Annotated in this window: 21 protein-coding genes; 8 read left to right on the forward strand and 13 right to left on the reverse strand. The window is 60.2% G+C overall.

The genetic code is table 11. The features are described from left to right. Nucleotides 1-6: 6 nt before the first annotated feature. The 5 genes from JZX89_RS14740 to traA all read right to left on the reverse strand — a co-directional run bounded on the left by JZX89_RS14740 (nt 7) and on the right by traA (nt 6139). Nucleotides 7-312 (reverse strand): transcriptional repressor TraM, encoded by a 306-nt coding sequence (locus JZX89_RS14740; RefSeq protein ID WP_077122601.1) that lies wholly within the window; start codon nt 310-312, stop codon nt 7-9. Nucleotides 313-489: 177 nt separating this feature from the next. Further along, on the reverse strand, nt 490-1116 hold the full coding sequence (locus tag JZX89_RS14745) for a TraH family protein (RefSeq protein WP_206591307.1): 627 nt from the start codon (nt 1114-1116) through the stop codon (nt 490-492). A gap of 13 nt (nt 1117-1129) precedes the next feature. Continuing rightward, entirely contained in the window at nt 1130-2299 is a 1170-nt protein-coding gene (locus JZX89_RS14750) for a conjugal transfer protein TraB (RefSeq protein WP_246746736.1), read from the reverse strand. Between the two features lie 16 nt (nt 2300-2315). Beyond that, on the reverse strand, nt 2316-2843 hold the full coding sequence (traF, locus tag JZX89_RS14755) for a conjugative transfer signal peptidase TraF (RefSeq protein WP_207134490.1): 528 nt from the start codon (nt 2841-2843) through the stop codon (nt 2316-2318). Next, nucleotides 2840-6139, reverse strand: coding sequence for a Ti-type conjugative transfer relaxase TraA (gene traA / locus JZX89_RS14760; protein WP_207134491.1), 3300 nt, complete (start codon nt 6137-6139; stop codon nt 2840-2842). The genes traF and traA overlap by 4 nt, the downstream gene beginning before the upstream one ends. 258 nt (nt 6140-6397) lie before the next feature. Here traA and traC point away from each other — a divergent pair, with 258 nt between their 5' ends. The 6 genes from traC to JZX89_RS14790 all read left to right on the forward strand — a co-directional run bounded on the left by traC (nt 6398) and on the right by JZX89_RS14790 (nt 10042). Then, on the forward strand, nt 6398-6694 hold the full coding sequence (traC, locus tag JZX89_RS14765) for a conjugal transfer protein TraC (RefSeq protein WP_207134492.1): 297 nt from the start codon (nt 6398-6400) through the stop codon (nt 6692-6694). A 4-nt stretch (nt 6695-6698) separates the two neighbouring features. Next, nucleotides 6699-6914 carry a type IV conjugative transfer system coupling protein TraD gene (traD, locus tag JZX89_RS14770; RefSeq protein ID WP_207134493.1) on the forward strand — a complete coding sequence of 72 codons (216 nt, stop codon included), beginning with the start codon at nt 6699-6701 and terminating at the stop codon, nt 6912-6914. Beyond that, a complete protein-coding gene (traG, locus tag JZX89_RS14775) occupies nt 6901-8871 on the forward strand; it encodes a Ti-type conjugative transfer system protein TraG (RefSeq protein ID WP_207134494.1) in 1971 nt (656 codons plus the stop codon). Before traD ends, traG begins: the two co-directional genes overlap by 14 nt. Beyond that, entirely contained in the window at nt 8868-9320 is a 453-nt protein-coding gene (locus tag JZX89_RS14780; RefSeq protein ID WP_207134495.1) for a thermonuclease family protein, read from the forward strand. Before traG ends, JZX89_RS14780 begins: the two co-directional genes overlap by 4 nt. 94 nt (nt 9321-9414) lie before the next feature. Next, nucleotides 9415-9681, forward strand: a complete 267-nt coding sequence (locus JZX89_RS14785; protein ID WP_112500637.1) for a WGR domain-containing protein — start codon at nt 9415-9417, stop codon at nt 9679-9681. A gap of 82 nt (nt 9682-9763) precedes the next feature. Then, nucleotides 9764-10042, forward strand: coding sequence for an HU family DNA-binding protein (locus JZX89_RS14790; RefSeq protein ID WP_207134496.1), 279 nt, complete (start codon nt 9764-9766; stop codon nt 10040-10042). A 45-nt stretch (nt 10043-10087) separates the two neighbouring features. On the opposite strand, the gene JZX89_RS14795 is transcribed toward JZX89_RS14790, so the two are convergent. From JZX89_RS14795 to JZX89_RS14805, 3 genes are all read right to left on the reverse strand, one after another. Further along, a complete protein-coding gene (locus tag JZX89_RS14795) occupies nt 10088-10399 on the reverse strand; it encodes a DUF736 domain-containing protein (protein WP_041699667.1) in 312 nt (103 codons plus the stop codon). A gap of 515 nt (nt 10400-10914) precedes the next feature. Further along, complete coding sequence (locus JZX89_RS14800) at nt 10915-11904, reverse strand: aldo/keto reductase (protein WP_207134497.1); 990 nt, start codon at nt 11902-11904, stop codon at nt 10915-10917. Between the two features lie 64 nt (nt 11905-11968). Beyond that, nucleotides 11969-13018: an aldo/keto reductase gene (locus JZX89_RS14805; RefSeq protein ID WP_207134498.1), complete on the reverse strand. Its 1050-nt coding sequence runs from the start codon at nt 13016-13018 to the stop codon at nt 11969-11971. A 167-nt stretch (nt 13019-13185) separates the two neighbouring features. Between JZX89_RS14805 and JZX89_RS14810 the strand changes: the two genes are divergently transcribed. Continuing rightward, the gene (locus tag JZX89_RS14810) at nt 13186-14049 is read left to right on the forward strand and encodes an AraC family transcriptional regulator (protein WP_207134499.1); all 864 of its coding nucleotides are present in this window, start codon (nt 13186-13188) and stop codon (nt 14047-14049) included. Nucleotides 14050-14592: 543 nt separating this feature from the next. Here the strand turns inward: JZX89_RS14810 and JZX89_RS14815 are convergent. From JZX89_RS14815 to JZX89_RS14825, 4 genes are all read right to left on the reverse strand, one after another. After that, complete coding sequence (locus tag JZX89_RS14815) at nt 14593-15177, reverse strand: hypothetical protein (RefSeq protein WP_207134500.1); 585 nt, start codon at nt 15175-15177, stop codon at nt 14593-14595. A gap of 688 nt (nt 15178-15865) precedes the next feature. Further along, the gene (locus JZX89_RS28620; RefSeq protein WP_246746718.1) at nt 15866-16156 is read right to left on the reverse strand and encodes a hypothetical protein; all 291 of its coding nucleotides are present in this window, start codon (nt 16154-16156) and stop codon (nt 15866-15868) included. 9 nt (nt 16157-16165) lie between these two features. Beyond that, nucleotides 16166-16516: a DUF7007 domain-containing protein gene (locus tag JZX89_RS28625; protein ID WP_246746719.1), complete on the reverse strand. Its 351-nt coding sequence runs from the start codon at nt 16514-16516 to the stop codon at nt 16166-16168. An 81-nt stretch (nt 16517-16597) separates the two neighbouring features. Then, nucleotides 16598-18313: a ParB/RepB/Spo0J family partition protein gene (locus JZX89_RS14825; RefSeq protein WP_207134501.1), complete on the reverse strand. Its 1716-nt coding sequence runs from the start codon at nt 18311-18313 to the stop codon at nt 16598-16600. Between the two features lie 326 nt (nt 18314-18639). On the opposite strand from JZX89_RS14825, the gene ligD reads away from it, so the two are divergent. Then, complete coding sequence (gene ligD, locus JZX89_RS14830) at nt 18640-19686, forward strand: non-homologous end-joining DNA ligase (RefSeq protein ID WP_207134502.1); 1047 nt, start codon at nt 18640-18642, stop codon at nt 19684-19686. Nucleotides 19687-19871: 185 nt separating this feature from the next. Here ligD and JZX89_RS14835 read toward each other — a convergent pair whose 3' ends face one another. Then, complete coding sequence (locus JZX89_RS14835) at nt 19872-24947, reverse strand: helicase-like domain-containing protein (RefSeq protein ID WP_207134503.1); 5076 nt, start codon at nt 24945-24947, stop codon at nt 19872-19874. Nucleotides 24948-25020 lie beyond the last annotated feature (73 nt).

Genomic DNA, 25020 nt, shown 5'->3' on the forward strand with positions numbered 1-25020 from the left:
TCAGGATCATTTCGCGGCCATCTTGGGAATGTACCCGAGAACGCCCAGGAGCGTGTTGACCGCACTCATCTGTGCATGCATCTCGATCATTGCTTCAATGTATTCGAGATGCTGAACCCCGCCATTGGCTTTTCCTGTCCTGTAGTCCTCCGGCAAAGCCTGGAACAGCTGATCCGCCTTCTCCAAGAGCTGCCTGTGCAGCCGAATGGCATTGATGGTCAGCCTCTCGACGTCTGCCGTTGCGAGGCCACCCGTCAGACCGATCACCGGGCGCAGATTACATGTGTCCACTTCTAAGTCTTCCGATTCCATTTGTGATCCAACCCTTGATATTGTCTGCGGTTCGCCCCCGCACACGTTAATCTTCGAGAGGTTTCCAAACCCTTGGGACAGCGCGTACTACCTTGTCCGCCCTCATAGAATGTGGATATCTTTTCCGATAGGGCGATGGACGAACAATCGCCGTGCAGATCTGCAGATACGGAAGTGTCAGCGCTTTGCGTCAATACCTGACAGGTCGATCCTGATGCCTGCTGTGTTGGGATCGGATGCCAAAGCCTCGGCTGGCACGTCGGGCTTGACGTCATTTTCTGGAAGGCCAGATTGTGTGCCTTTGCCTTCGCGCCTGACCGGCCCTGGCTGGGCGAGCTCTATATTACCCGGATCTTCTGCGCGAAACACTGCCATTCCCTCGAAATATCCCGTCTGCCAGGCGATGATCGCATCGTTGAACACTTGCGGTAGAACATCGCTGGCCGTCGGATACCCATACCATTTGGTGACAATACGGTAGACCTTGGCGAACAATGCAGTGCCCATGCGAATGTTCTCGCAAGCATCGACCAAGTCCGGCTTCATCTGGCCCGCCTCCACGACGCCGAGCCCAGCGGGATATTGTGTGATCCCGACGCGAACGGTATTGCGACCGAGGTTGTCTCGGATAAGCGCCAACGACTCCTCCGCTGTCCTCGGCGCGGGTACGAGCACCACTCGGTAGCCTGAGCGAACCGTTACCGCCAACGGATCCTGCGACCCTGCCCGCTCGATGAACTGTTCAACGATCGCCGGTTTCAGGCCGCGATCACTGCATTCCTTGATGAGGGCGGCATCGACCATCGCGATTATCTCCTTATGTATTGAACGCCGTGACGACGGGCAACCCGAACAGTTTTGCCCAAGCCATCACGCTGGCGTTCTGAATGGCGACGATCGACGTTCCCGCGGTCCACCATCCGTTGCCCGGGGCAACGATTGCGGTGGGGGAATGCAGCACCGAGTGCAGGACCGGCCAAAGGAGGAGCTGTTCGTAGCAGATCAGCACGGCAAGCTTCTGGCCGTCGCTTTGCACAACTGGATTGCCGAAGAGGTTGGCGCGGGCTCCATCGCCCTGCCCGGTCCATACCCGCCATGGCTGCCACATGGAGACCGGGACCGGCATGCGTTGACGATAGAGAATGCGTGCTTCATCAGCCGAAATCGCCACCATGACATTGTCATAGCCGCCCGGATCGATGACATCAGCGCCGGCGATCACAGTGAGTGCCGAGCCTCGCAAGCCTTGGCTCCAGAGCTTTGCCAAGGTCGGCGTCCAGAAGCCCAGTGCACTTTCGGGAAGAACGATGAACCGGGTTTTCTCTCCCACATCCGTTAGCACCGTTGCGATCAGGTCACGGTGATAGTCTAGCGAGCCGTCTCGTCCGAGGCGCTCGCCCTGTTCGAGGTCGACGCCCTTCCATCCCTCGGGTATATCAGGTGATGTCCATGTAGCGGCGGACCAGAGCCACAATCCTCCCAGGACGATGGCGGTTGCTGGCCAATATCGCGATGTCATCATCGCGAGGCTGGCTGTCATCGCGACCAGCCCCCACCATCCCCATCCCGGAAAGAGCACACCAGTAGCGGTGAGCGGATGTGCCCAGCCGGTGATGCCGAAGGGCGGCAGTCCCATGAGCATCACCGCCGCCAGATAGCGCGCCGCCATTGCCATTCCCGTTCGACCTTCTCCCGGAGACTTGCCTTCCGGTCGCCCCTTCCAGAGCACCGCATGCACGCCGGCGAAGGAGAGTGAAGCAGCTGTCCAGAGCAGAAGTCCAGGCCAGAGATCGGCGCCATAGAAGTTGGCGACGCCCTGCGGCAGCCCACGCGAGGCAGCCAGAAAATATCCGGCCGACACGAGCACCGCCATCAGCCGCGACGGCGACATCGCCCAGAGCGTCGGGAACAACACAGCGACAGGAAGGGCCAGCACATGACCGCTCCAGGCAGTCCAGCCGCAAGCGACGGATACCGCAATGAGCAGGCAGGAACGCCACCAGTTATGGTTCGAACGTGAGGACCGGCCGCGCCAGGCCGAGAAGGCCCGTGTCGGGAACCGGCCCAAAGTACCGACTATCATAGGAGCTCGCAAATGATGAGTGAAGAAACAGATTTCTCAGTGGCACGATGCCGGTTTTGAACGGTGTGATCGGCCTGCCTTCTCCATCGCTCGCGCGAACGATCGATGAGGCAAGAGGCGTGCGATCGACAGTGATATTCCCGCCGATTTCGACATGCTGTCCGGGAAGTGCCACCACTGTCTTGATCAGCGGCGCATAGCCACCAGGGCAGAGGCCACGCCTGACATAGCCGCGGTGCCGTGCCTCCTCGAATGAGGTGGTCGCCGGTGGGCAGATGAACACGAGATCGCCGGCCTCGACCCGACGCTGCAGGGTCACGATACGCCAGAGCCCAAGCGGCTCGCTCGGCGTCAGGTTCAACCGAAAGCCGCCGAAGTATGCGATTGCCGCCAGAGCGGCGATTATCCCACCCAGGCCGGCCAGGAACAGGAGAACGCGCCGCCTCATTGTTTCATCACCGGCGTCTGGCGCTGGGCGAGACGAAGATCTTCGGCCTGCCGCAGGGTCTGGACGGTGCGTTCGTGAGCGGCGAGCTGCTGGGACGTGCGCATGATCGGCCAGGCTTCCTTCAGACGCTCCTTCTGCTCGGGCTGCATCCCGTCAGAGAGTTTGTCAAAGAGCTTTCCGGAGGGTTCGCGCGCGGCATTGGTGAGCAAGGTACGCTCGCCGAAGCGTTCGGTGACGGCTTGGTTGAACCCGTCAATTTCAAGCTTGGTTTCCCGATTGCTCAGTGCAAATCCAAGAGCCGCCGGCAGATCGTTGCGGTCGATCGCATCACGCACGCGCTCCAGCACCACATGTGCTGCCGGCGACAATGCCGGGATGTCGATCGACACGCGCTGACGCAATACCTGCTCGTCAGCCTGCAGCCGCTGCACGGCGGTCTCACGCATCCTCAGATACTGCTCAAGATCGCGCTTCAGGGCCGGAACATTGAGCTCTGCAACGCGACGGTCCTCGCGCTCAGTCTTGCTGGCAAGAATGCCGGTCTTGCCCCTTAGCGGTCCGATCGACGCCGGGGCGGTCGTCAGCGTCTGAAGCGCCAGTTTGGCCGTTTCCTTATCCTCTAGCACCGCATCGAAGTTCATCGCCCGGAAGGCGGCCTCGGGATCGGCAAAGACGTAGGCAAAACGGGTCGAAACCTCTTCCCATTGTCGTCTGAGGGCTGGATCGGTGTCGAGCTTGTTCTCTACAGTGTCTTCAACGGAACCGGAAAATGTCTTGATGCCTGCGACCATGGGCACGGCCTCCATCGTTTGGGTTTTTAAGGGGTGGTGCAGACCGAGACGCTCTGCAAAGTCTGCAAGGCGCTGGCCGAGATCGACCAATTTCGTCTTTTGGCGCAGCGTCCAGTCAAGCCGGTCGCGCACGAGCGTACGGGCCACCTGGACGATGTTGAGGCCGCGACTTTCCGCAAACCGCAGCACCTCGCGGTAAAGCCTTCCGCGCTCGTAGTCGAGCGTCGTCTCCTTGGCATTTTTCCGGGAGAGGACTTTGGCAAGACCACCATTGAAGGCGAAGGATCGCGTCCCATAATAAAGCTGCAGATCCTCGCGATGGCGGGTCATCGCCACATAGGTCAGATGCCGGTCCAGCGAGAGGCTTGCCAACACCTTCACGCGGTCGACGGTCGCGCCCTGGCTTTTATGGATCGTGGTGGCGTAACCATGATCGAGATTGCTGTAGAAGCGTTGCTCGACCATGACCTGCCGGCGCTGATCACCCTCTCCGATGACAGCGACAATCCTGCTCGGTGCGGCCTCAGTGACATGAGCGATCATGCCGTTCTTGACGCCGAGCGATCCTTCATTCTTCAGGAAGACGATCTGGTCGCCCACGTCGAACTGCCTGACACCGTCAGCCGTTTTGAAGACGTGGCCCTCACCGACAACGCCGCGTTCGACGAGCTTTTCTCGGGCCATAATGTTCAGCATCCGAACGTCGCGGCGCAGATGAGCGAGGATCAGCGTTGTCTTCGTCTGATCGTAATCGTGGTTCCAGTCACCGATCAGTCGCTCGACCGCCTCGGCCTTGAGGCGCGTTCCCGTGATCCTGAGATTGACATCATAGGCGGTCAGCGCCTTTTCCACATTGCCTCGGGCCAGATCGAGTGACGCCTTGCGCATCCAGTCCTCGCGCTGGCGATAGATCGTCTCGAGTTCGGCATAACCGACGCGGTCAACGATGGCGCGGAAGGCAGCACCCGCCTCGATCGGCTGGAGCTGTTCGGGATCGCCGACCAGAACGATCTTGGCGCCTGCCCTGACGACGGCATCAACGAAGCCGGCCATCTGTTTAGAGGCGACCATGCCGGCCTCGTCCATGACGAAGACGGTTTTATCATCGGGAACGTCACGACCACGGTTCCAGCGCAGTTCCCACGACGCGAGCGTGCGGCTCTGGATCCCGGCTTCCTTCTCCAGACCCTCCGCCGCCTTGCCGGCAAGCGCGCCGCCGACAACCCGGTATCCGGCCAGTTCCCATACCTCGCGGGCGGCTTTCATCATCGTGGTTTTGCCAGCGCCGGCGCGTCCAACCACAGCTGCGATCCGGGCGGGACCGGCGATCCGCTCGATCGCAGTTTTCTGCTCGTCCGACAACCGCTCATGCCGCCGGACCGTTGCGTCCAGAGCAGCGTCAGACACAGCATGACCGTCCCGGCTCGACAGCCATAACGCCTGTCGCACCATCGTCGCTTCCAGCCGGATCATCGCCCGGGTCGAATAACGGGCGGGCACCTTTTCTCCGGTCGCGAACTCGATCGTGTCGCGCTGCAAACGCAAGACTTCCGGGTTCAGGATGATGCGTAACATCAGCTGCTGAAAAACAGCCGGGTCATCGACATAGCGATGCAGAACCTTGGCGACATCGCGTTCATCGAAAACGCTCTTCTCTCGCATGATCAGATCGAGCACGATGGCTGGATTGTTCAGAATGCGGCGGGTGTTTTCCGACCGCCGCTCTTCGTTCAAATCCATGCGCTCAAGCTCTGGTCGGACGCCCTGTTCCCGCGCCTTGCGCTCGATCGCCTTGGCACCAACGCCGAGATGGATCGTCGGCTCGAGGTCGATCCCCTGCTTATCGTAGGAACGGCCGTCGATCTTGAGATCGATCCCGCCAAGCGCCAGATGATGGTTCAGCCGCTCGAACCATCCATCGCGCAGCACGTTGAAGTCATCCGTCGACCCGGCCCAGAGCTCATAGAGGATTTTGCCGGACTGCGTGCGGACCGGCTGGCCATCCTCGCCATTGACCGCAACCTTCTTTGATCCGAACCCTTCCTCGGTCAGCGGGCGCAATGTGGTCATCAGATGGATGTGCGGATTGCCTGGATTGTCGTGGTAAACCCAGTCGGCCACCATGCCCTTGGCGAGGATATGTTTTTCCACAAAATCCCTGACCAGGGCGATGTTTTGCTCGTGCGTGAGCTCCAGCGGAAGAGCGATTGTCAGGTCCCGGGCAAGCTGCGCATCGGAGCGCTTTTCGAACGCCTCGACCTTGTTCCAGAAGGCTTCCGAAGCTCCGGCGACAGAGCGGTCGCCGATCATCGCGCGGACCCATTTAGGGGCATCGGCCGGGAGCAGAAATTCCTCATGCACAAGCCCCTGTTTGCGGGTGTAGTCTATAGTACGGGCCTCGCGCTCGTATTCCATCTTCGCGCAGTGCCGGTAGGCCGCAGACAGCACCACGCTGCGGCCGCCGCCGCGGCTGACGATGCTGGCTGAGAAATGGGCGATGGCCACGGCGCAAGAAACTCCCTGTTCGAACTGCGTTCGTCAGGAGTGGTGGTCACCACGCGGCCCCCGAACCGGGGTCTTGAGCAAGCACGTCGCATCGCGACGTATAATTGCGCCCTTGGATCCGCTCCTTCGGAACGGCGGGATCATCCTCCAAAGTGTCGGCTTTGCCGACGTGCAGATCTGCACATTCCTTCGGAAGTGCTTTTGAGGAAATCTTGCCACGGAACAGACGCCCAAGATTTCCAGGGAGATGCGACCGGAATGAAGAAACCATCATCGAAGATCAGGGAAGAAATCGCCAGATTGCAGGATCAGCTGAGACAAGCAGAAACACGCGAGGCCGAACGCATCGGCCGGATCGCGCTGAAGGCCGGCCTCGGTGAGATTGAGATCGAGGAAACCGAGCTTCAGGCTGCGTTCGAGGAGATTGCAGGACGGTTTCGCGGAGGCAAAGGAAGTGCGACCGGGAAGAGAAATGTCGGCGACGGCAGGACCGCAGGCGAGACGGTCACGACGATCGAAACTGGCGCGCCTGCGGGCAGGCCTGGTGAGGCTTGAACGCATGGCCCGCACAATGACGGCTGACGCGCGAAAGAAAGACACGCGCGAAAAAATCGAACTGGGTGGCCTGATCGTCAAGGCAGGACTGCGCTATGAGAAGCGGGCACTGCTGCTCGGCCTGCTGATCGATGCCAGTCGCCGCCTTAAGGGCGACGACGCAGAGCAATCGCGCCTCACGGCGATAGGCGCGGAGGCGTTTGGTTGTGACGGTGAGTAAAGTATTCCTCGCCGTTATCCCGGCCGCGACGATGATCGTCGTCGTGGTGTTCATGCCGGGGATCGAACACTGGCTGGCCGCGCTCGGCAAGACGGCGCAGGCCAAGCTGATCCTCGGGCGGATCGGCCTTGCGCTGCCCTATGCGACCGCGGCTGTGATCGGCACGATCTTCCTGTTCGCAGCGAATGGCGCAGTGGGTATCAAGGCTGCAGGATGGGGGGTCGTTAGCGGAAATGGAGTGGCAATCCTCATCGCCCTCCTGCGCGAGGGGGTTCGCCTGGCCGGGATCGCTGGCGACGTTCCGAAAGGACAGTCCGTGCTCGGATATGCGGACCCCGCAACGATGCTTGGCGCATCGACAGCGATCCTCGCCGGCGTCTTCGCACTCAGTGTCGCGATGATGGGGAACGCGGCTTTCGCCAAAGGCTCGCCGCGGCGGATCGGCGGAAAGCGAGCGGTGCATGGGGACGCCGACTGGATGAAGGTGCAGGAGGCTGCAAAACTTTTCCCCGATCCCGGCGGCATCGTCGTCGGTGAGCGGTACCGTGTTGATCGCGACAGCGTTGCGGCTGTGTCATTCCGCTCCGACGATCCGTCGACCTGGGGCGCGGGGGGCAAGAGCTCGCTCCTATGCTTCGACGGCTCCTTCGGTTCTTCGCATGGCATCGTCTTCGCCGGCTCCGGTGGCTTCAAGACGACGTCGGTAACCGTCCCGACCGCGCTCAAGTGGGGTGGCGGCCTCGTCGTCCTCGATCCATCGAGCGAGGTCGCACCAATGGTAGCGGAGCATCGCCGCAAGGCTGGCCGGAAGGTGATCATTCTCGATCCCTTGGCATCAGGCGTGGGCTTCAACGCGCTCGACTGGATCGGTCGACATGGCAGCACGAAAGAAGAGGACATCGTCGCCGTCGCGACCTGGATCATGACCGACAATCCGCGATCGGCGTCTGCCCGTGACGACTTCTTTCGGGCATCGGCAATGCAGCTCCTGACGGCTCTCATCGCAGACGTCTGCCTGTCCGGTCACACGGACGAGGAAGACCAGACGCTGCGCCGTGTACGTAAGAATCTTTCGGAGCCTGAACCACAGCTGCGGGCGCGCCTGACAAAAATCTACGAGCAGTCGGAATCGGACTTCGTGAAGGAGAACGTTTCGGTCTTCGTCAACATGACACCCGAGACCTTTTCCGGCGTGTACGCCAACGCGGTGAAAGAAACCCACTGGCTGTCCTATCCGAACTACGCCGCCCTCGTCTCAGGTGACAGTTTCTCGACCGACGATCTCGCAGATGGCGAGACAGACATCTTCATCGCGCTCGATCTGAAGATCCTCGAAGCCCATCCGGGACTGGCGCGTGTGGTTATCGGATCCCTGCTCAATGCCATCTACAATCGGAATGGCGATGTGAAAGGTCGCGCGCTTTTCCTGCTCGACGAGGTGGCCCGGCTCGGCTATCTGCGCATCCTCGAAACAGCCCGCGACGCCGGGCGCAAATATGGCATCACGCTGACGATGATCTTCCAGTCCATCGGCCAGATGCGAGAGGCATATGGCGGGCGGGACGCGACGAGCAAGTGGTTCGAATCCGCGTCGTGGATTTCGTTTGCCGCGATCAACGATCCCGATACGGCCGATTATATCTCGAAACGCTGCGGCGATACGACGGTCGAAGTCGACCAGACAAACCGCTCGTCAGGGATAAAGGGATCGTCGCGCTCACGCTCCCGGCAGCTCAGCCGCCGGCCGCTGATCCTGCCGCATGAAGTGCTGCGCATGCGTGCCGACGAGCAGATCGTGTTCACATCAGGCAATCCGCCCCTCAGATGCGGTCGCGCCATCTGGTTCAGACGCAAGGACATGAGCGTGTCCGTCGGTGAGAACCGGTTTCACAAACAAGCCACAGACGGTGTGAAGAGCTATAAGTCCGCTCCGAATACAGACAATGAAGAGACATGACATTGAGACTTTTTACGGCAATTGCCAGCCTATCCCCACTAGCCATTGGCATCCTCGCATCTGTTGCCTCAGCCCAACCTTCAAGCAGTGCAAACGGCGCGCGCGAAGCCTTCTCTATCTGCGGAAGCGGGCAACGTATCACCTGCGTTGTGGACGGCGATACGTTCTGGTTTCGAGGTGAGAAGATCAGGATCGCCGACATCGACACGCCGGAGCTCAGCCCGCCGAGATGCGAGCGCGAACGCGAGCGCGGACTTGCGGCGAAACAGCGTCTGCTCGAGATCCTCAATTCGGGTCCGCTCTCGTTCAAGACGTCAGCCAGAGATGAAGATCGCTTCGGCCGCAAGCTCAGGATCGTCTACCGCGAGCGACGATCGGTCGGCGATATTCTCGTCGCCGAAGGCTTGGCTCGGAAGTGGGAAGGATCACGACAGAGTTGGTGCGAATGAAACGGATGCACGGATCAGCGTTGTGAATCGATAATGCCCATCCGATTCAAAACTCTCATTGGACGGCAGACTCCGAACGCGCGAATCTGCAGTCATGATCACGCAGCCTTACCACCTCTATGTCGAGCGTATCGCGCCGGAAAAGAACATGGCGCGGTTCTACGCACTTGCCGTTCAGCCGACACTGTTCGGCGAGGTGTCGCTGGTGCGCGCCTGGGGCCGGATCGGAACGCGCGGACAACAGATGGAACACCTGTTTGACAACGAGAGCCAAGCCATCAACCTGTTTCTCGACGTGCTTCGTGAAAAGCGAAAACGGGGCTATCGGCCAAAACCACCTGTGGACATCCAGCGGATCTGAACTTTGTCCCAATCCTCGCCGATGACAATCCGCTCATAAGCTGACACGGATTTTATATTTGTTAGAAAATGCGAGGAATCCCATGACCACCACCAATGAAATCGCCGACAAGATCGCCACCGACAACGGCCTGACGAAGGGTCAGGCCAAGGGCATTGTCGAGGCCGTGTTCCAGGCCATCGCCGATGCCGCAGCCTCCGACGCTGAAACCTCGATCCCAGGCTTCGGAAAATTTAAGGTGAAGGCATCGCCCGAGCGCGAGGGTCGCAATCCTGCGACCGGAGAAAAGATGACGGTTGCGGCTTCGAAGAAGCTGACCTTTGCGCCTGCCAAGGCGCTCAAGGATGCACTGAACAAGTGATCCCTGACGTGGAGAGCCCCGCCTTGTCGGGCGGGGCATCCAGTCTCAGTCCCGGTTCGACCGGGACCAGATGAGGGAGAGGCCTTCTTCGCCTTCGACCTCGATCAGCGTTGCGTAGATCGGAGCCGGGAAGCTCGGATCGTCGAGCTTTACCGAGAGGTAGTCGCGGCCTTCGTTCGAGGTCTTCTTCCAGGCTGCGCCGAATTCGACCGTAGCTCCGGCGAGAATGCGGTAGTCCGGGCCCTTTTCGGAAGTGCGCTCGACGGCGCGGATGGTTGCCTTGACGTTGAGGTTGAGGGTCTTGATGGTACCGGAGAAGCCGTTGCCGGAAGCGGTGAAAGAGCCGATGGTTGCCATTGTCGTATTCCTTTTCGGTTGTTCGGGCCGCGTCCATCGCGGCCTCGATGGCAGTCGATAGGACCAGGGACGATCGGCCCGCACCTGAAAGGCCGAAACGGAGTGGAGGACGGCCAAAGGAGAGGCTTTCTTGTCTCGCGAGGAATGGGCGCTCCAGCGCACAGGGGAAGAAAACGAGCCGGCCGTTGCGGATGCCGGTCGAGCCGAATGCAGTGAGGCGGTCTTTGGTCAGACATGCCCCATCGAGACCGCAGTGGACGTCCCAGATGGCAGATAAAGGGGTACGGAAAGGGCATCATCGGGTGGCGACAATGGGAATTGATGCATAACGCTCACAAGCCCGAACGATTGGTCGAAGCCAATGACTGCATGTGGGAGATTGTTTCCTGACACAGCGACGAAGGCGTTTGGATGCACAGGTCCGACCCGGCCGATGCGGGCAAGCGTAGCGAGTAGGGTACATCAGTCGACGCGTACGCCGGCAACTTCGTTCCCACCACGATAGCTCTGTTGCTCTATTGGTCGAACATCGACTTCAGGCTCTCAGGGAAACGCGCACCTTGGATTTGGATATGCGCCGCTGCTTGGTCGATTTTGTGCAGGTCCTGAGAAGTCAACTCAAGATCGACAGCGTTTAGATTTTCTTCCAACCTATGTGGCTTGGTGGTGCCGGGGATCGGCACAAACCACGGCTTCTGCGCCAGCACCCAAGCAAGCGCGATTTGGGCCAAGGTCGCTTGCTTGGCGGTAGCAATCTGCTGGAGCAAGTCGACCAGCGCTTGGTTGGCTTGCATGGCTTCGGGCGTAAAGCGGGGCAGCAAGCGGCGCAGATCGTTGTCGGCCAACGGTGTGCTGGCATCCATTTTGCCCGTAAGAAAACCCTTGCCGAGCGGGCTGAAGGGTACGAACCCGATACCGAGCTCCTCGAGCGTTGGTATGACTTCCGCTTCGTGATCTCTCATCCAAAGAGAGTATTCGCTTTGCACGGCGGTCACACGTTGCACGGAGTGGGCGCGGCGAATGGTCGTCGCACTGGCCTCTGACAAACCGAAATGCGTGACTTTGCCCTCTGAAATCAGATCTTTGACTGTCCCAGCAACATCCTCGATAGGGACATTTGGATCGACGCGGTGCTGATAAAGCAGGTCAATGCGATCGGTTTTGAGGCGCTTGAGCGACGCTTCCGTCACTTGACGGATATGTTCGGGTCTGCTGTCCAAGCCCGAGAGAGGGGTTGGACCATTCTCGCCATGCCTGATGCCAAACTTCGTTGCGATCACCACTTGATTTCGTACAGGCGCCAGCGCCGAGCCCAGTAATTCCTCATTGGTGAATGGGCCATAGGTTTCGGCAGTGTCAAAGAACGTCACGCCGCGATCGACTGCTGCGCGCAGTAAGTGTGTCATTTCAGTTGGGGCGGGCGGCGTTCCATAAAAGAAGCTCATGCCCATGCAGCCCAAGCCCATGGCAGAGACTTCGAGTTCTCCAAGTTTGCGAAATTTCATTTGCGATTTCCTTCGTGTGTGGTTGTGGGCCGACTGTTTCCACCTTTGCTGAAAGCTGGCGGTCTCAGGCCCCACGCGGTTCCTGCTTGAGTTGGTCACCACGGACCTTGCTCTGGAACTCGAATACCCAGCCGGGATATTCCGCGGGCAGCTTGCTGACCTCGTCGAGTGTTTTCAGTTCGGCGTCGGTCAGCGCCACCTTGGTCGCGGCGATGTTATCATCGAGTTGCTCTGGCTTCTTGGCACCGATGATTACGCTGGTGACAGCCTTCTGGTGGAGCAGCCAGGCGAGTGCTATCTGGGCGATCGAGACGTCCTTGGCTTCCGCGATCGGCTTCATTGCGTCGATGACGTTGTAACCGCGTTCCTCATTCACTGGCGGGAAATCGAAGGTGGCGCGGCGGTTGTCGCCTTCCTTGACGCCATCGCGGGTATATTTTCCTGACAGAAAACCGCCAGCCAGCGGGCTCCACACCATCAGACCAAGGCCTTCGGATTCCATCATCGGCACAAGTTCACGCTCTAGGTCGCGTCCGGCGATCGTGTAATGTGCCTGAAGCGACGCGAAGCGGGCCAGGTTGAACTGGTTGGAGATACCGATCGCTTTTGAGATCTGCCAGGCGGCCCAGTTGGAGACGCCGATATAACGGACCTTGCCCTGTTGGACGACAGTTTCGAGCGCACGCAGAGTCTCCTCCATCGGCGTGATCTGGTCGAAGCCGTGGATCTGGTACAAATCGATATGGTCGACCTGAAGGCGCTTGAGGCTCGCCTCCAGGGCGTAGAGCATATGCGAGCGAGACGTGCCGCGCGCATTCGGGCCGTCGCCCGTAGGCCCAAAGAATTTGGTGGCGACGATCACATCTTCCCGTGAGATGCCGACGTTCCGCAACGCTTGGCCCGTGATCTGTTCGGAATGACCTTTTGAGTAGACGTCGGACGTGTCGATGAAATTGATGCCAGCATCAATCGCCGTCTTAACTAGACCGTCAGCCTCTTTCTGCTGTAGGCCGCCCATGCTGCTGTAAATGCCGCTCCCGCCACCGAAGGTCATGGTGCCGAGGCAGAGTTCGGAAACGAACAGGCCGGTGCGGCCGAGGATGTTATAGCGCATGAAGCTCTCCTGAGTGAAACGAAACGGGTAGGCGTATGTCCCATTTATGGCACCCGCCCCCGGCTTCTTCGCGCCCGATTGTCGCAGATTTTTGCCTGATCCGATCATTGGCCGTTTTACTCCGGCGGAATCTTGCGCGGACGCTCCGTGAAATCTATATAGATTTAATGCACGAAACTCTCGCCGATCTAGCATATCGTCACGCCACCCAATTGGGAGGAGCGTCGATCCCGCGCGTTAGCGTCCATGCCGCGCAGAAGGAGAGCTGGCCGGTTGGGGTTCTATATCAGCCGATGCTTGGCGTCGTCTTGCGAGGCACCAAACGAGTGGTCATCGGAGACCGCACGCTGCGCTACGATAGCAATCATTTTTTCATCGCTTCGATCGACGTGCCGGCATCGCGCGTCACCATCGAGGATTCGCCCGAGTCGCCCTACGTGGCAGTACGGCTTGCGATCGACCAAGATATCCTTTCGAATCTGGTCGTTGACACACCGCGCAAAGCCGATGGGGATACTATTGCTTTTGCCGTAGGCGCGATGACACCCGAATTGCTCGATGCCTGGTCACGGATGCTGCGATTGCTCGATGCGCCAGATGAAATCGATACGCTGGCACCAATGATCGAGCGCGAGATCCTGTTTCGCCTTTTACAGGGCCCGCAGGGAGCGCTGCTACACCAGGCAGCCCGAGCCGGGAGCAGGATTTCACAGGTTCGGGACGCTATCGCCCGTTTGCGCATGAACTTGGATCGCGCTGTCAAAATTGAAGAACTGGCGGAAATCGCGGGGATGAGCGTGGCGACATTTCATCGCCATTTCCGAGCTGCGACGGCCATGAGCCCGCTGCAATATCAGAAGACTCTCCGCCTGCAGGAAGCGAGGCGGCTACTGCTCGCCGACACCGACGCGACAAGCGCAGCATTTGCGGTCGGATATGAAAGTGCGTCCCAATTCAGTCGGGAGTACTCGCGGATGTTCGGCACACCGCCAGCGCGCGATGCTGGAAGGCTTCGGGCTGGTAGAGACTGATGTCACCGTTCATTTGGCGTGAATGCGGTCGATCCTGTCATTGACGATGTAACCGAGTCGCCCAAAACAACATCGTTTGCGGGGAAGCTGCGATATCACTAACAAAGGAGCCTTTTTCGCCGCCTGTGCGGTCTTGCTAGCGCTGAGTGTGGATCTAAGTCCGGTTTTCGACCTTCATGCTGGATCAACTCACCACAATCGGTGGCTGCGCAAGTCTCCGTTGATCACCTGGTAGTGTTCGCCCGAAAAGCGCGCCGAAAAGATGCCGGAACACTGGGTTACGTTCCTTCAAGCCACGAACGCATAGCTGCACTGCACAAAAATTAGGTGCATGGCGATGAAAATTCATGCATACAGACGTCAGCTGATGCACATGGCGGCTTCCTCCCAGTTCCGCCGCAGCAGCTGTTCCCCTCTGGAGGTCCATGACCTTCACACTTTATGGGCCGCGGTTTTCCGTCGGCCCTTTTTTCTTTTTGTGAATCAGGTCGCAACGGCGTTGCGGACGCTAGAGAAAAGCGGGGCCGAAGCCCCGCGGTTCGGCTATTCGAAGGCTGACATCTGTGCCGTCGCGGCTTGTTTGTCGACCGAGTTGGCGGGCTGTTCGACCGTGCGCTCGTATGGCTTCCAGGTTTCTCCTGTGATGTCCTCGTATGCAGCCACGGCGCCTTCGGCTGCCATGCGGAGCACGTGTGCCTGCAGGCCCATGTCGACTGCAAACTCGCGCTTGCGCTGGGCGCGGCTGTCGAAGCCGACCGGGCCGTCCAGGTCCTCGTCTCTGGTATCGTTGGAAAGTTTCGTGGTGAGATCGCGGGCTTCGGTGACCGCGCGGCTGTAGAATTGCCCGGCGCCGTAGGCGGAGCCGACAAACGATCCGACGATGCGCTGCATGTGGATCTGCATGGCCTTTTCGCCGAGACCGTCCTTCAGGGCATCGGCGCTTTCGATCAACTGGCCGCGGTGAAGATCGCGGATACCGTCGCTGTCGATGAGGGCAAGGCCGAAGCTTTCGGAGATGCGTAGTGCCTGGGTCGCGTCGGGGCAGGCGTGCCTGACCATTTCGAGTGTGGTGGCGCGCTGGGATTTTGCAGGACGGTTCTTCTGGGTAGAGCGGTTGAGCGGTGCCATGATCGGATCCTTTTGAGCGATGTTTCAGCGAAGCCCGGGGTGCCGGTTGTCATCCGGCTCAGCCCCTCGGGTGCGGGCAAAAGGACATGGGCACCAGCGGCCCGGCCCAAGGTCAGGGCATCGCCAGGAGGAGCGAGGATGGTTTGCGGATGGTGCTGCCCGCACTTGCGGGCTGCGACAGACGCGGGCCTGCCTTGCAACGAGGCGATGATCCTGCCGCAACGCGGCGCGCCAGCGGCCTTTGACCGGGACGCGCCCATGTCAGACCGCAACAAAACCGAGATGCTGTGCCGGCCAGACGATCTGGTCCACGACAGCATGATGCAACGCCATAGCAATCCGACCATGGGAACGCCGCGTCACCCACTGGGGGCACTGACAAATCTCGGGGCCAAGCACACGCCATTGCAAGCCGGTTGCCCCGTGCCATGTCTTCCGCGCTTCGATCAACGCTTTATCGCACCCTCACCTTGGCCGGGCTTTGCACTCTTACCCGGCTCCGTTGATCTGCATGCAGTGGTCGATGGGGGACCATGCCGTGCCTTGCGTTTCCACCGCGCCTTCGTTTGTCGTGTCAGCTCAGCCCGCCGGGAGCGATAATCTCGCTGCCGTGCCCAGATCCTGCGATAGAGCTCGGTGAAATCGATCACCTGACTTCGAGGTGAGTCGCTGTCTGTGAGCGCAGCAGTCATTGCCTTGCCGCCCAGGTCAAGAAGCTGGACGGACCGTCATATGGCTGGTGCTTCAGTGGATCGATGACGAAGCCATGTCGGCCGATCACGTAGTCGGAGCGTGGAACCAGAAACCGTCGTTCATCGATCCCCCCACGGATCCCGCCCAGCGTCGCGATGCACTCGACGAGACCCGGTTGGTGATCGGAATTGAGGGCCGCGATGACGACCCAATCATTGCGATGGAAACTCTCGAATTCCTGTCGGTCCCGCATATGAGACTGGCTGCCGGTCAGTTTGACGCCCATGACGCGCTCTTAGGCATCAGGGAAATAGTCGCGAAGCGTGCGATCGGCCAACCGACGTTCATAGGCGGTGAATAGATGCGGGAAAGCATGGGCAACCTTTGCCCATTCACAATCCTCTTCGTAAAATTCGGTGTCATTACGATAGAGAGCATGGACGGTGGCATTGGCATTTTCGGCGAGATGGAAACCACCATGACTGGCGGTCGAATGCAGAACGATATCGTCGGCATATTGCCGCGAGACCTGTGCCATGCCCCAAGGCGTCGATGCTCCTGCTTGTATCGTTGGCCGTTCCAATGACCCTAGTTCGGCCTCATGCACCGCTTTTTCTGTGGCCATGTCATCATGGATCTCTGCCATGACAAACTCCTTCTGATTGCTGGAAACAGAAACGCCGCCGGCAAGAGCCAGCGGCGTTGGTTCAGATCCTGATGCCTGATGCTATTCGGCAGCCTCGCGGAAACCTTCGTCCGCCTCTTCCTCGGCGGCAGAATGGTCCACAATCTCACCACCGGAAAGCTGATCTTCGAGCGTATCGGGAACGTCGTGGGCATCCTCCAAACCGCTGTCGACGCTGGCGTAGCGTCCGACCCACGACCGCACGTCATCAGTGGATGGGGCCAGCAGCGCTGCCGGATGCACCAGCTTTCCGTCGGCAAAATGCTCGACCAAAGCCACCCGGGTGTCCTTCACCTTTACCCGACCGGGCACGCCCGCCGTTTCCGCGGTCGCCTCCAGCGCAGTGCGTGACAGGCATGAGAGGAAGTCTTCCGTCGCCATATTGGGCAAGAACTCATCAGCGCCGACAGCGTCGCCGGCAATACGGGCGATCAGGCCGCTATCGGAGCGATTGCGCCGCAGAGACAGGACTTCGATCAGGACCGAGCGCGCAGCCTGCACCAGTGTGTCTCGATCGAAGGACAGCTTGCCGTCCTCGCCGATCAGCCTAGCAGCATGCGGCCCGCATTTCGCATGACCATAGGGATTGTCCGATGCACCGCTGGCGACCGTGACATTCATGCCGGTGAAGGCCAGAATGAGCAGAGCCATAAGCGTGTCTTCCTCGATCGGCGCACGGGCAAGCGCCTCGTGGAGAGCGTCGGTGCGCAAGTCGGCGATCATGTCGAGACCCTTCTGGGTCACATCGGGTCGTACTTTCGGAGCTTCGACCTCCTCGACGACCGTTTCGACACCATCTGAATCCTTGACCAGCTTGGGCTTCTTCACGTCGGGCATGCGGTAGGCAACCGACTGCACCGAGCCGTCGCGCGCGTTGATGTACCAGCCGGTCAGGTCGCCCTTGCCCGGTTTGCCGTAGACCTGTTGTGCCTTGGACGGGAGCTTGGCCTGGCCATATTCGTTGGCCTCGATGACCGAACCGCGCTTGGGCAGATTGTTGGCAAGCCACTCCTGTTGCGCACCAAGAAACGCCTCGACATCAGTGGTGTAGCGGCTGTCCTCGTCAGCGGGTGCAAACAGGTCCTCGACCCAGGTGATGCCGTAAGCCTGTGCCAGATCGTTACCGAAGCTTGCATGTTTGGCGAGCATCCGGGTCGTGGTCAGTGCGCGGGCAACCTCCCACCACGAGACCTGCGGGTCCTGCTTCTTCGGCTTGTACTTCTTCCAGACCTCGGCTTGCTCGTCCTGACCGGCGGCCGCGATCGTGCGCAGTTGCTGCTCGTTCGGCATGTCGCCTCGCGCCATCTGGTCGAGCATCGCGGGCAGGATATTGGCAAGCAGCCGCAGCTTGCGGATCTGTCGGCTCGGGAGTGCCAGCGCCATGGCGATTGACTCCTCGGTCCATCCGAGAGCGACCAGTCGTTCTATGGCACGCCACTGGTCGACCGGGTTCAACGGTTCACGGGCGATGTTTTCCGCAAAGGACTGCATGGCGCCGAGATCGTCGGATGGATCGGCTAGCAGCAGCGGGATTTCCATGAGATCCGCGGCAATCGCCTGGGCGGCGCGGCGGTGACCGAAGACGATGATGTAGCTGTTGCCGCCTTCCGGATCGAGTTTGACGATCGGCGGCTGGACGACACCGATGGCCCGGATAGATGCGCACAACAGGGCGTCAGACTGTGGTGAGGATTTCGACTGACGGGACCGGTCGGGATTGTCTTTCAGGCTGCGGGGATCGGCTGTAATCAACTGCATGGGAATGACCTCTTGAGCTTCGGGCGGACGGACTGTCCTTGCCTCCTCATCTTCTTTTCGAAGACATCTCCCGAACCGCAGGACGGGCCGGCGGCTGCAATTGCGCCGGAGCAGACCTGGCTTGCGGAGGAGCGAGGCACACCTGCCTTGCGAGGCAAGCTGGCCCGGTCTCGGCGACCGGCGCGATTGAGGGAACCGTCAGCCGTTGGACCATCCTTGCGAACCGGTTTCCTTCTTCTCGTTCTCGTCCTGATCCTCCCTTTTCGTCCTCCCTCGAATTCCAGTGCTGTCACACGATTTTAAGCAATTGCTGCTGAACTCCGGCCATGACAAAGCCGCCGCGCAAAAAATCCCAGCCGCTTTTGCGGGAGACGGATCTCCCGATCCGCTCGCGACCGCTTAAAATCCGCGATCCCGCGCAACCGCAGCTCCCCTTCGACCCGATGCCAGATCGCATCGAACCGTGCCTGGCGCTGTTGAAGGCAAAGCCGCCGTCCGGACCAGACTGGATCTATGAAATCAAATGGGACGGCTATCGTATTGCGGTTCATATCGAGCCAAACGCAGTGCGGATCATCACCCGTGGCGGTCACGACTGGACCGACAGGTTTCCGGCAATCGCCGCCGCTGCGCGCAAGCTCGGCGTCGGGACCGCCATTTTGGATGGGGAAGCCGTTGTCCTCGATGCACAGGGCCGGTCCGACTTCGGGGCGCTGCAGCGTTCACTTGGTGGGCGCGGGGGGAAGCAGGCGTCAGACGATGCCATCCTCTACGCATTCGACATGTTGTATTTCGACGGTTATGACCTGACGAAGATGGAGTTGTCCGGACGTCGTCACCTGCTGGAAGACCTGATCGGCGAGAGCGAAGGAACGATCCGCGTCTCGCAAGAGGTCGAAGCGGATGGCGCGGCACTTCTGGCGGCCGCGCGCGAGCACGGCCTGGAAGGCATCATCGCCAAGCACCGCGACAGTGCTTATCGTTCGGGCCGGCTCGGCGACTGGCTGAAGATCAAATGTATCCAGAGCGAAAGCTTTGTGATTGTCGGATACGAGCCATCCTCTGCAGCACGCGGCGGGATTGGCAGCCTGCTGCTCGCGGCCTACCAGGGCAAAGCGTTCGTCTATGTCGGTTCGGTCGGGACTGGCTTCAAAGAGAAAGAGGCTGTCGAACTGCGCCGGATGCTGGACACGCTGAAGACCAGGCGTGCTCCGGTTGCGGTCGATAAAAAGGGGGTCGTCTTCGTTCACCCGACACTGATTGCGGAGATCGAATACCGCGCCTGGACCGACGACGGCAAATTGCGGCACGCGTCTTATAAGGGCCTGCGGGAGCTGCAGGACAACGCGGCGATCTACAAACTCAGCGAGTAGCGCCCGAAGGTCCCAAAACGAAAGGGCGCTCGACCATTTCGGGGAGCGCCCTTTCCGACCCGGACAGTTTCAAACGCGCGGCAATCGCCACTGCAGGAAACTATCGAAACGGGTGATAACCGATAGATGTGTATCGCCCGACCCCGTTTCAAGTGACGCAGATATGCCGCTGTTCACGCGGCTTCCTAGCGATCCTCCTCTGGTTCATCGGCGGTTGCGGCCAGATCCTTTTCGATCTCATCCAGTTGGCTCAGCTTGAGTTCGAGCTCAGCTTCGAATGAGAAGCTTTCACCCAGACGCGGTGTGTAGGAGGCGAGGCGCCGTTTCGCATCGGCGAGGCGAATGCGACGGCTTTCTAGTTCCTGTTCAAACCCGCCAAGCGCGTGCTCGAGCCGGGAGATGGCACCGATGGGCGTCGTTGTGACGGACAGGTCGATCTCGTAGTCACCACCGGTGCGTTGAAGCAGCGTGTCGTAGCGATAGCCGTCCTTGCCGAACCGTTCGCCATGATAGGCGAGATCGAAACCGCCGATCGTCGCGATGATCACCTCTTTCTCCTGCTGCATTTGTACCAGCGTCAGGATCTCCTTCATCAGCGCGCGTCCAGCTAGCTTGCGCTCGTCGAATTCCGCGTTTCCGACCCACATAGAGAATGCATCGCCCGTAGTCGGGACCAGACGTTCGATGTCCTTGCCCACATCCTCGATCCGGCGGCTGGAGAATTCGATGTCACGCTCGGCGTCACGGATCTGCCGGCGGATCGCATGCTGATCGTCGATATGCGCGGCCCGCAGGCGATCGAGGCGGGCGATCTCGGCCTCCAGCCCTGCCTTCTGCATTAGCCGCTCGTCGCCGGACGCGATGGCCTTGGCCATGGCGAACTGGTTTGCCTGCCCCTCGCTCAGGTCCTCCAGCCGTCTGACGCTGGTATCGCCGGAAAGAGCTGCTGCGATAAACCGGGCCTTTCGCTCGTTGTTTTGCCACATGGTGGCATCAAGGCTCCCGAGAGTTGCATAGGCAAACACATCGACTTCGTCATGCTGATTGCCCTGGCGAATAATACGGCCCTCGCGCTGCTCGATCTGCGATGGCAACCACGGAACATCGAGATGATGCAGGGCTTTCAAACGGGCCTGGACATTGACGCCGGTCCCCATGGTTTCCGACGAGCCGATCAGCACGCGGACCTTGCCGGCATTGAAGTCGTTGAACAGCCGCTGCTTGGCATCCGACTTCTTGTAATCCTGCATGAAAGCGATTTCGAATGCCGGCACGCCAAGGCGGACGAGCTCATCGCGGATCCATCTGTATGCGGAAAAACCGCGGGATGCCTCGACATTGATCGTGCCGAGATCGGAAAAGATCAGTTGACCAGAGCCCGGCCGGTCGAACGGCTTGCCGTCCTTGCGGCGGTATTCCGCCTCTCCGGTTTCCTGCCAGATCCTGTGGGCGTTGGTGACAAGCGCGTTCAGCTTGTTGGCGGTCTCATTGCCCATGGCCTGATCGACCAGGCGCAGATCGATCGCCGCATGGCGGCCGTCGGTGATGACCGAGAGCAGGATATCGTCGCCGGGCTTGGCCGGACCATCCCGCATCTCGATGGCCTTAATCCGCGCGTCCAGCTGTTTCTGGTAGGACTTGAAAGCGGCGGTCGGCTCGGCGGTGACGATCTGGCGCTTGCCGCCGGAGACCTCCGGCACTTTCACATAGGTTTTCAGATCGACCGGCAGCACGACGTCGGCAAACGACCGGAACATGGCGATGAGTTCCGGCACATTGACGAACTGACTGAAGCGCGTGACCGGCTTGTATTTGCCTGATGGCTGCAATTCAAGTTCGGTTGAGGTATCGCCGAAGGTCGAGGCCCATGCGTCGAACTCGTGCAGACCACGTTCCGACAATGCTGCCGGATCCATCATCCTCTGCACGGAGAACATTTCGCCGAGCGTGTTGGTGATTGGCGTGCCCGAGGCCAGCACCAGCGCCCTGCCCGGGTTTTTGGTTTCGATAAAGCGGGATTTGACGAACAGGTCCCAGGCGCGCTGCGAGCCGTTCGGATCGACACCGCGCAGCGTCGACATGTTGGTGGCAAAGGACAGCTTGCGGAACTCCTGCGCTTCGTCGACGATGATCTGGTCGATCCCAAGCTCAGAAATGGTCAGCAGATCGTCTTTACGGGTGGCGAGTGCTTCGAGCCGTTCCTTGTGACCTTCCTTCATGCGTTCGATGCGCTTGCGCGACAGCCGGTCTTGGGCGTCGACCTTAACCAGCAGCTCCTCGTAAAGCTCCAGTTCATCCTGGATCATCTGTGCTTCAAAGGCCGATGGCACGGATATGAACCGAAACGCCGAATGAGTGATGATGATGGCGTCCCAATTGGCGGTCGCCGCCCGCGACAGGAATCGATGGCGCTTTTCCCTGACGAAGTTGGTCTCGTCGGCGACCAGGATGCGGGCGTTTGGATAGAGCGCCAAGAACTCACGCGCGGCCTGAGCCAGGCAATGGCCGGGCACGACCAGCATCGCCTTGTTGATCAGGCCGAGCCGGCGCTGTTCCATGATGGCGGCAGCCATGGTCAGCGTCTTGCCGGCACCAACGGCATGAGCGAGATAGGTGCTACCTGCCGAAATAACCCGCCAGATCCCGCGTTTCTGATGCCCATAAAGAGAAAAAGCGCCTGAGGCGCCCGGTAGTTGGAGATGATCGCCGTTGAAGGCTCGCGGCGCGATGTTATTGAACGTGTCGTTATAGACCCGCGCTAAGCGGTCGGTGCGATCCGGATCGGACCAGATCCACGACTGGAAGGCAGACTTGATCTTGGCAAGCTTTTCCTTGGCAGCCTCCGTTTCCACCGTGTTCAGCACCCGGCGCTCGGTCTCGCCGTCGCGGACGGTGTCGAAGATCTGCGGCACGGATGAGTTCAAGGCGTCGGAGAGAAGCTGGCCGGCATGGCGGCGGTGCGTGCCCCATTCCGTCGTGCCTGCCGCAGACCATTCGAGCTGACGGGCATTGACCGTCCATGTCGCCAGTTCGGGCAGATGATGGATGGAGATCTCAGCATCCATGGTCTGCCGGACGAAGGCGACGACATCGTCGGCGGGGATCCATGGCGCACCGAGGCGTGCGGTGATATCCGAGGGCCTTAGATCGGCCGGCTGGACACGCTCCAGCGCCGCAACATTGCGCGCAAATGCGGGATCCAGGTCCGCGGCCACGCGTGCGGTTACCAGCTTCGACCGGACTGGACCGGATAGATAGGCATCAGCCATCTGCCAAGAGCCATTGGACGGATCGCGGAAGATGGCTTCGGCCAGCTCGCCGATAACACCCTCCACGTCACGGTGCAGCAGCTCGGCGATATGATCGGGATCGACATGGCCGCGTTCGTTCAGAACAACCGCCAGCGCATCTGATGCCGAGGTGATCACGGGCGCCGGCGGCGGCGCGATCACCCGTTCGGTAAAGATCGGCCCGGGCTTGGCGGTGTTGGTTTCCAGATCATAGTCCTCGATCGAGGCCACCAGCCAGCAATCGGGATCGTCGAGGAAAGGCGCGATATTGGGCCGGCGATGGACCTCCCTGACCTCCCCCGTCTCCTGATCCTCCGATGTCGAGACGGAGGTGAAGTTGATCGGACCGAATTCGCGCACGAAGCTCGACCAGGCAATGCGAAGCGACACCTGCGCCTTTTGCCACGGCTGATCGCGCTCCTGCAGCTTGAGGATGAGCCGGACCGCGTCGCGGATCGGGATCAGCTTGCGGATGATCAGTGCATGCTTGGCGAAGATGCCGTCGGTGCTGCGGCCCTTCCTGACCTCGACCGGGACAGCAACCCTGTCGACCACCTGCATCAGGGCCGTGGCCTTGCCGATGAAATAGCTGCCCTCGCGGACCTTGGGATCATCAGGCCGCTCTGCCATCGCATCCGCCACCTCATCCTCAAGTTCGAAATCGATTGTGGATCGCTCGCCGTCGTAGATGTCCGCAGGAAGCCGTTCGATGGCAGTTTTCAAGATCGTTTCAAGATCGTCATCTGTCGGCTGGCAGGTATAGGTTTCGCCGAATGGACCTGACGTGATTGCATGCCGTCCCAGCACCATGTCGGAATGATCGGCGAACCACCTGTTGATACGGACGCTGTCGCCCTCACCTTCCACCTTTACATCCGCGAGATCGACCCATCTGTCGTCTCCAGCCTGCTCGTCGGCGCGGCGCTTCCGGAAGAAGAGGAGATCGACGACGACATCCGTGCCTGCGTCAGCGCGAAAGCTGCCTTCGGGAAGGCGGATCGCGCCAACGAGATCGGCCATGCCGGCGATGTGTTCACGGGCGCAGGCGTCAGCCTTGTCCATCGTGCCGGACGAGGTCACAAAGGCGGCAAGCCCGCCAGGCTTCAGCCGGTGGACGGACTTGGCGATGAAATAGTCATGCAGCCGCAAGCCAAGAGTGCGAAAAGCCGGATCGCTGCGCACTGTCCGATCGGAAAAGGGCGGATTGCCGATCGCCAGATCGAAATGGGCTGGCAGATCCGTCCGGGCGAAATCACTTGTGATGATCCTGGCCCGCGGTTGTAGCAGCCGGACGATACGGGCGGTTACGGGATCAAGCTCGATGCCGGTGACATGGCTCACCTTGGAGAAAGCATCCGGCATCAGCGCCGGAAACATGCCCGTGCCGATCCCCGGCTCCAGGATCCGTCCACCATCGAACCCCATGTGGATCAAGCCTGACCACATGGCACGCACGATAAACTCTGGGGTGAAGTGGGCATATTGGGTGCAGCGCGCGAGAGATGCGTAGTCCCCGGCCGCGACGGCGCTTTCAAGATTGCCGCCGAGTTCTTCCCAGCCTTTGCGAAACGCTTCTTCGCCCGGACGGCGGAATATGCCGTTGGCCAAGTCCGACGCGCCGAAACCGGTGAAACGGATCAGCTTGGCCTGCTGGTCAGGTCGGGCCGCCAGACCATGACGCTCGATTTCGTTTGCCAGCAGGATGGCGGCGATATTGTCTCGCGCCCGGTCGCGCCAGGATTTGGCAAGACCGCGCGAACCCTTCAACCGGAAATCCACCTTTACCCGCATCGGCCGTTTTGGCTTCGGTTCTTTGCGGACGGGGACGGCCGGCGCCGGTGTCGAGGGCTGCGGGTCGATATTTATATCGGTCCCGAAGTCTGCTGCGAAACTCGCCACCCCGAGATCGAAACCGGATGTGAGCGCTGTATTGCCGAACAGGTCGATGGTGAAAGGATCATCATGCGCCATGGGAAAACTCCTGTGAGTGTTCGCGCCAAGGCACACTCGCCGTTGGGTGCGGGTGTTGCCAGGACGCGGAATG

The sequence above is a fragment of the Agrobacterium burrii genome (genome assembly GCF_017313405.1).
GTDB lineage: Bacteria > Pseudomonadota > Alphaproteobacteria > Rhizobiales > Rhizobiaceae > Agrobacterium > Agrobacterium burrii.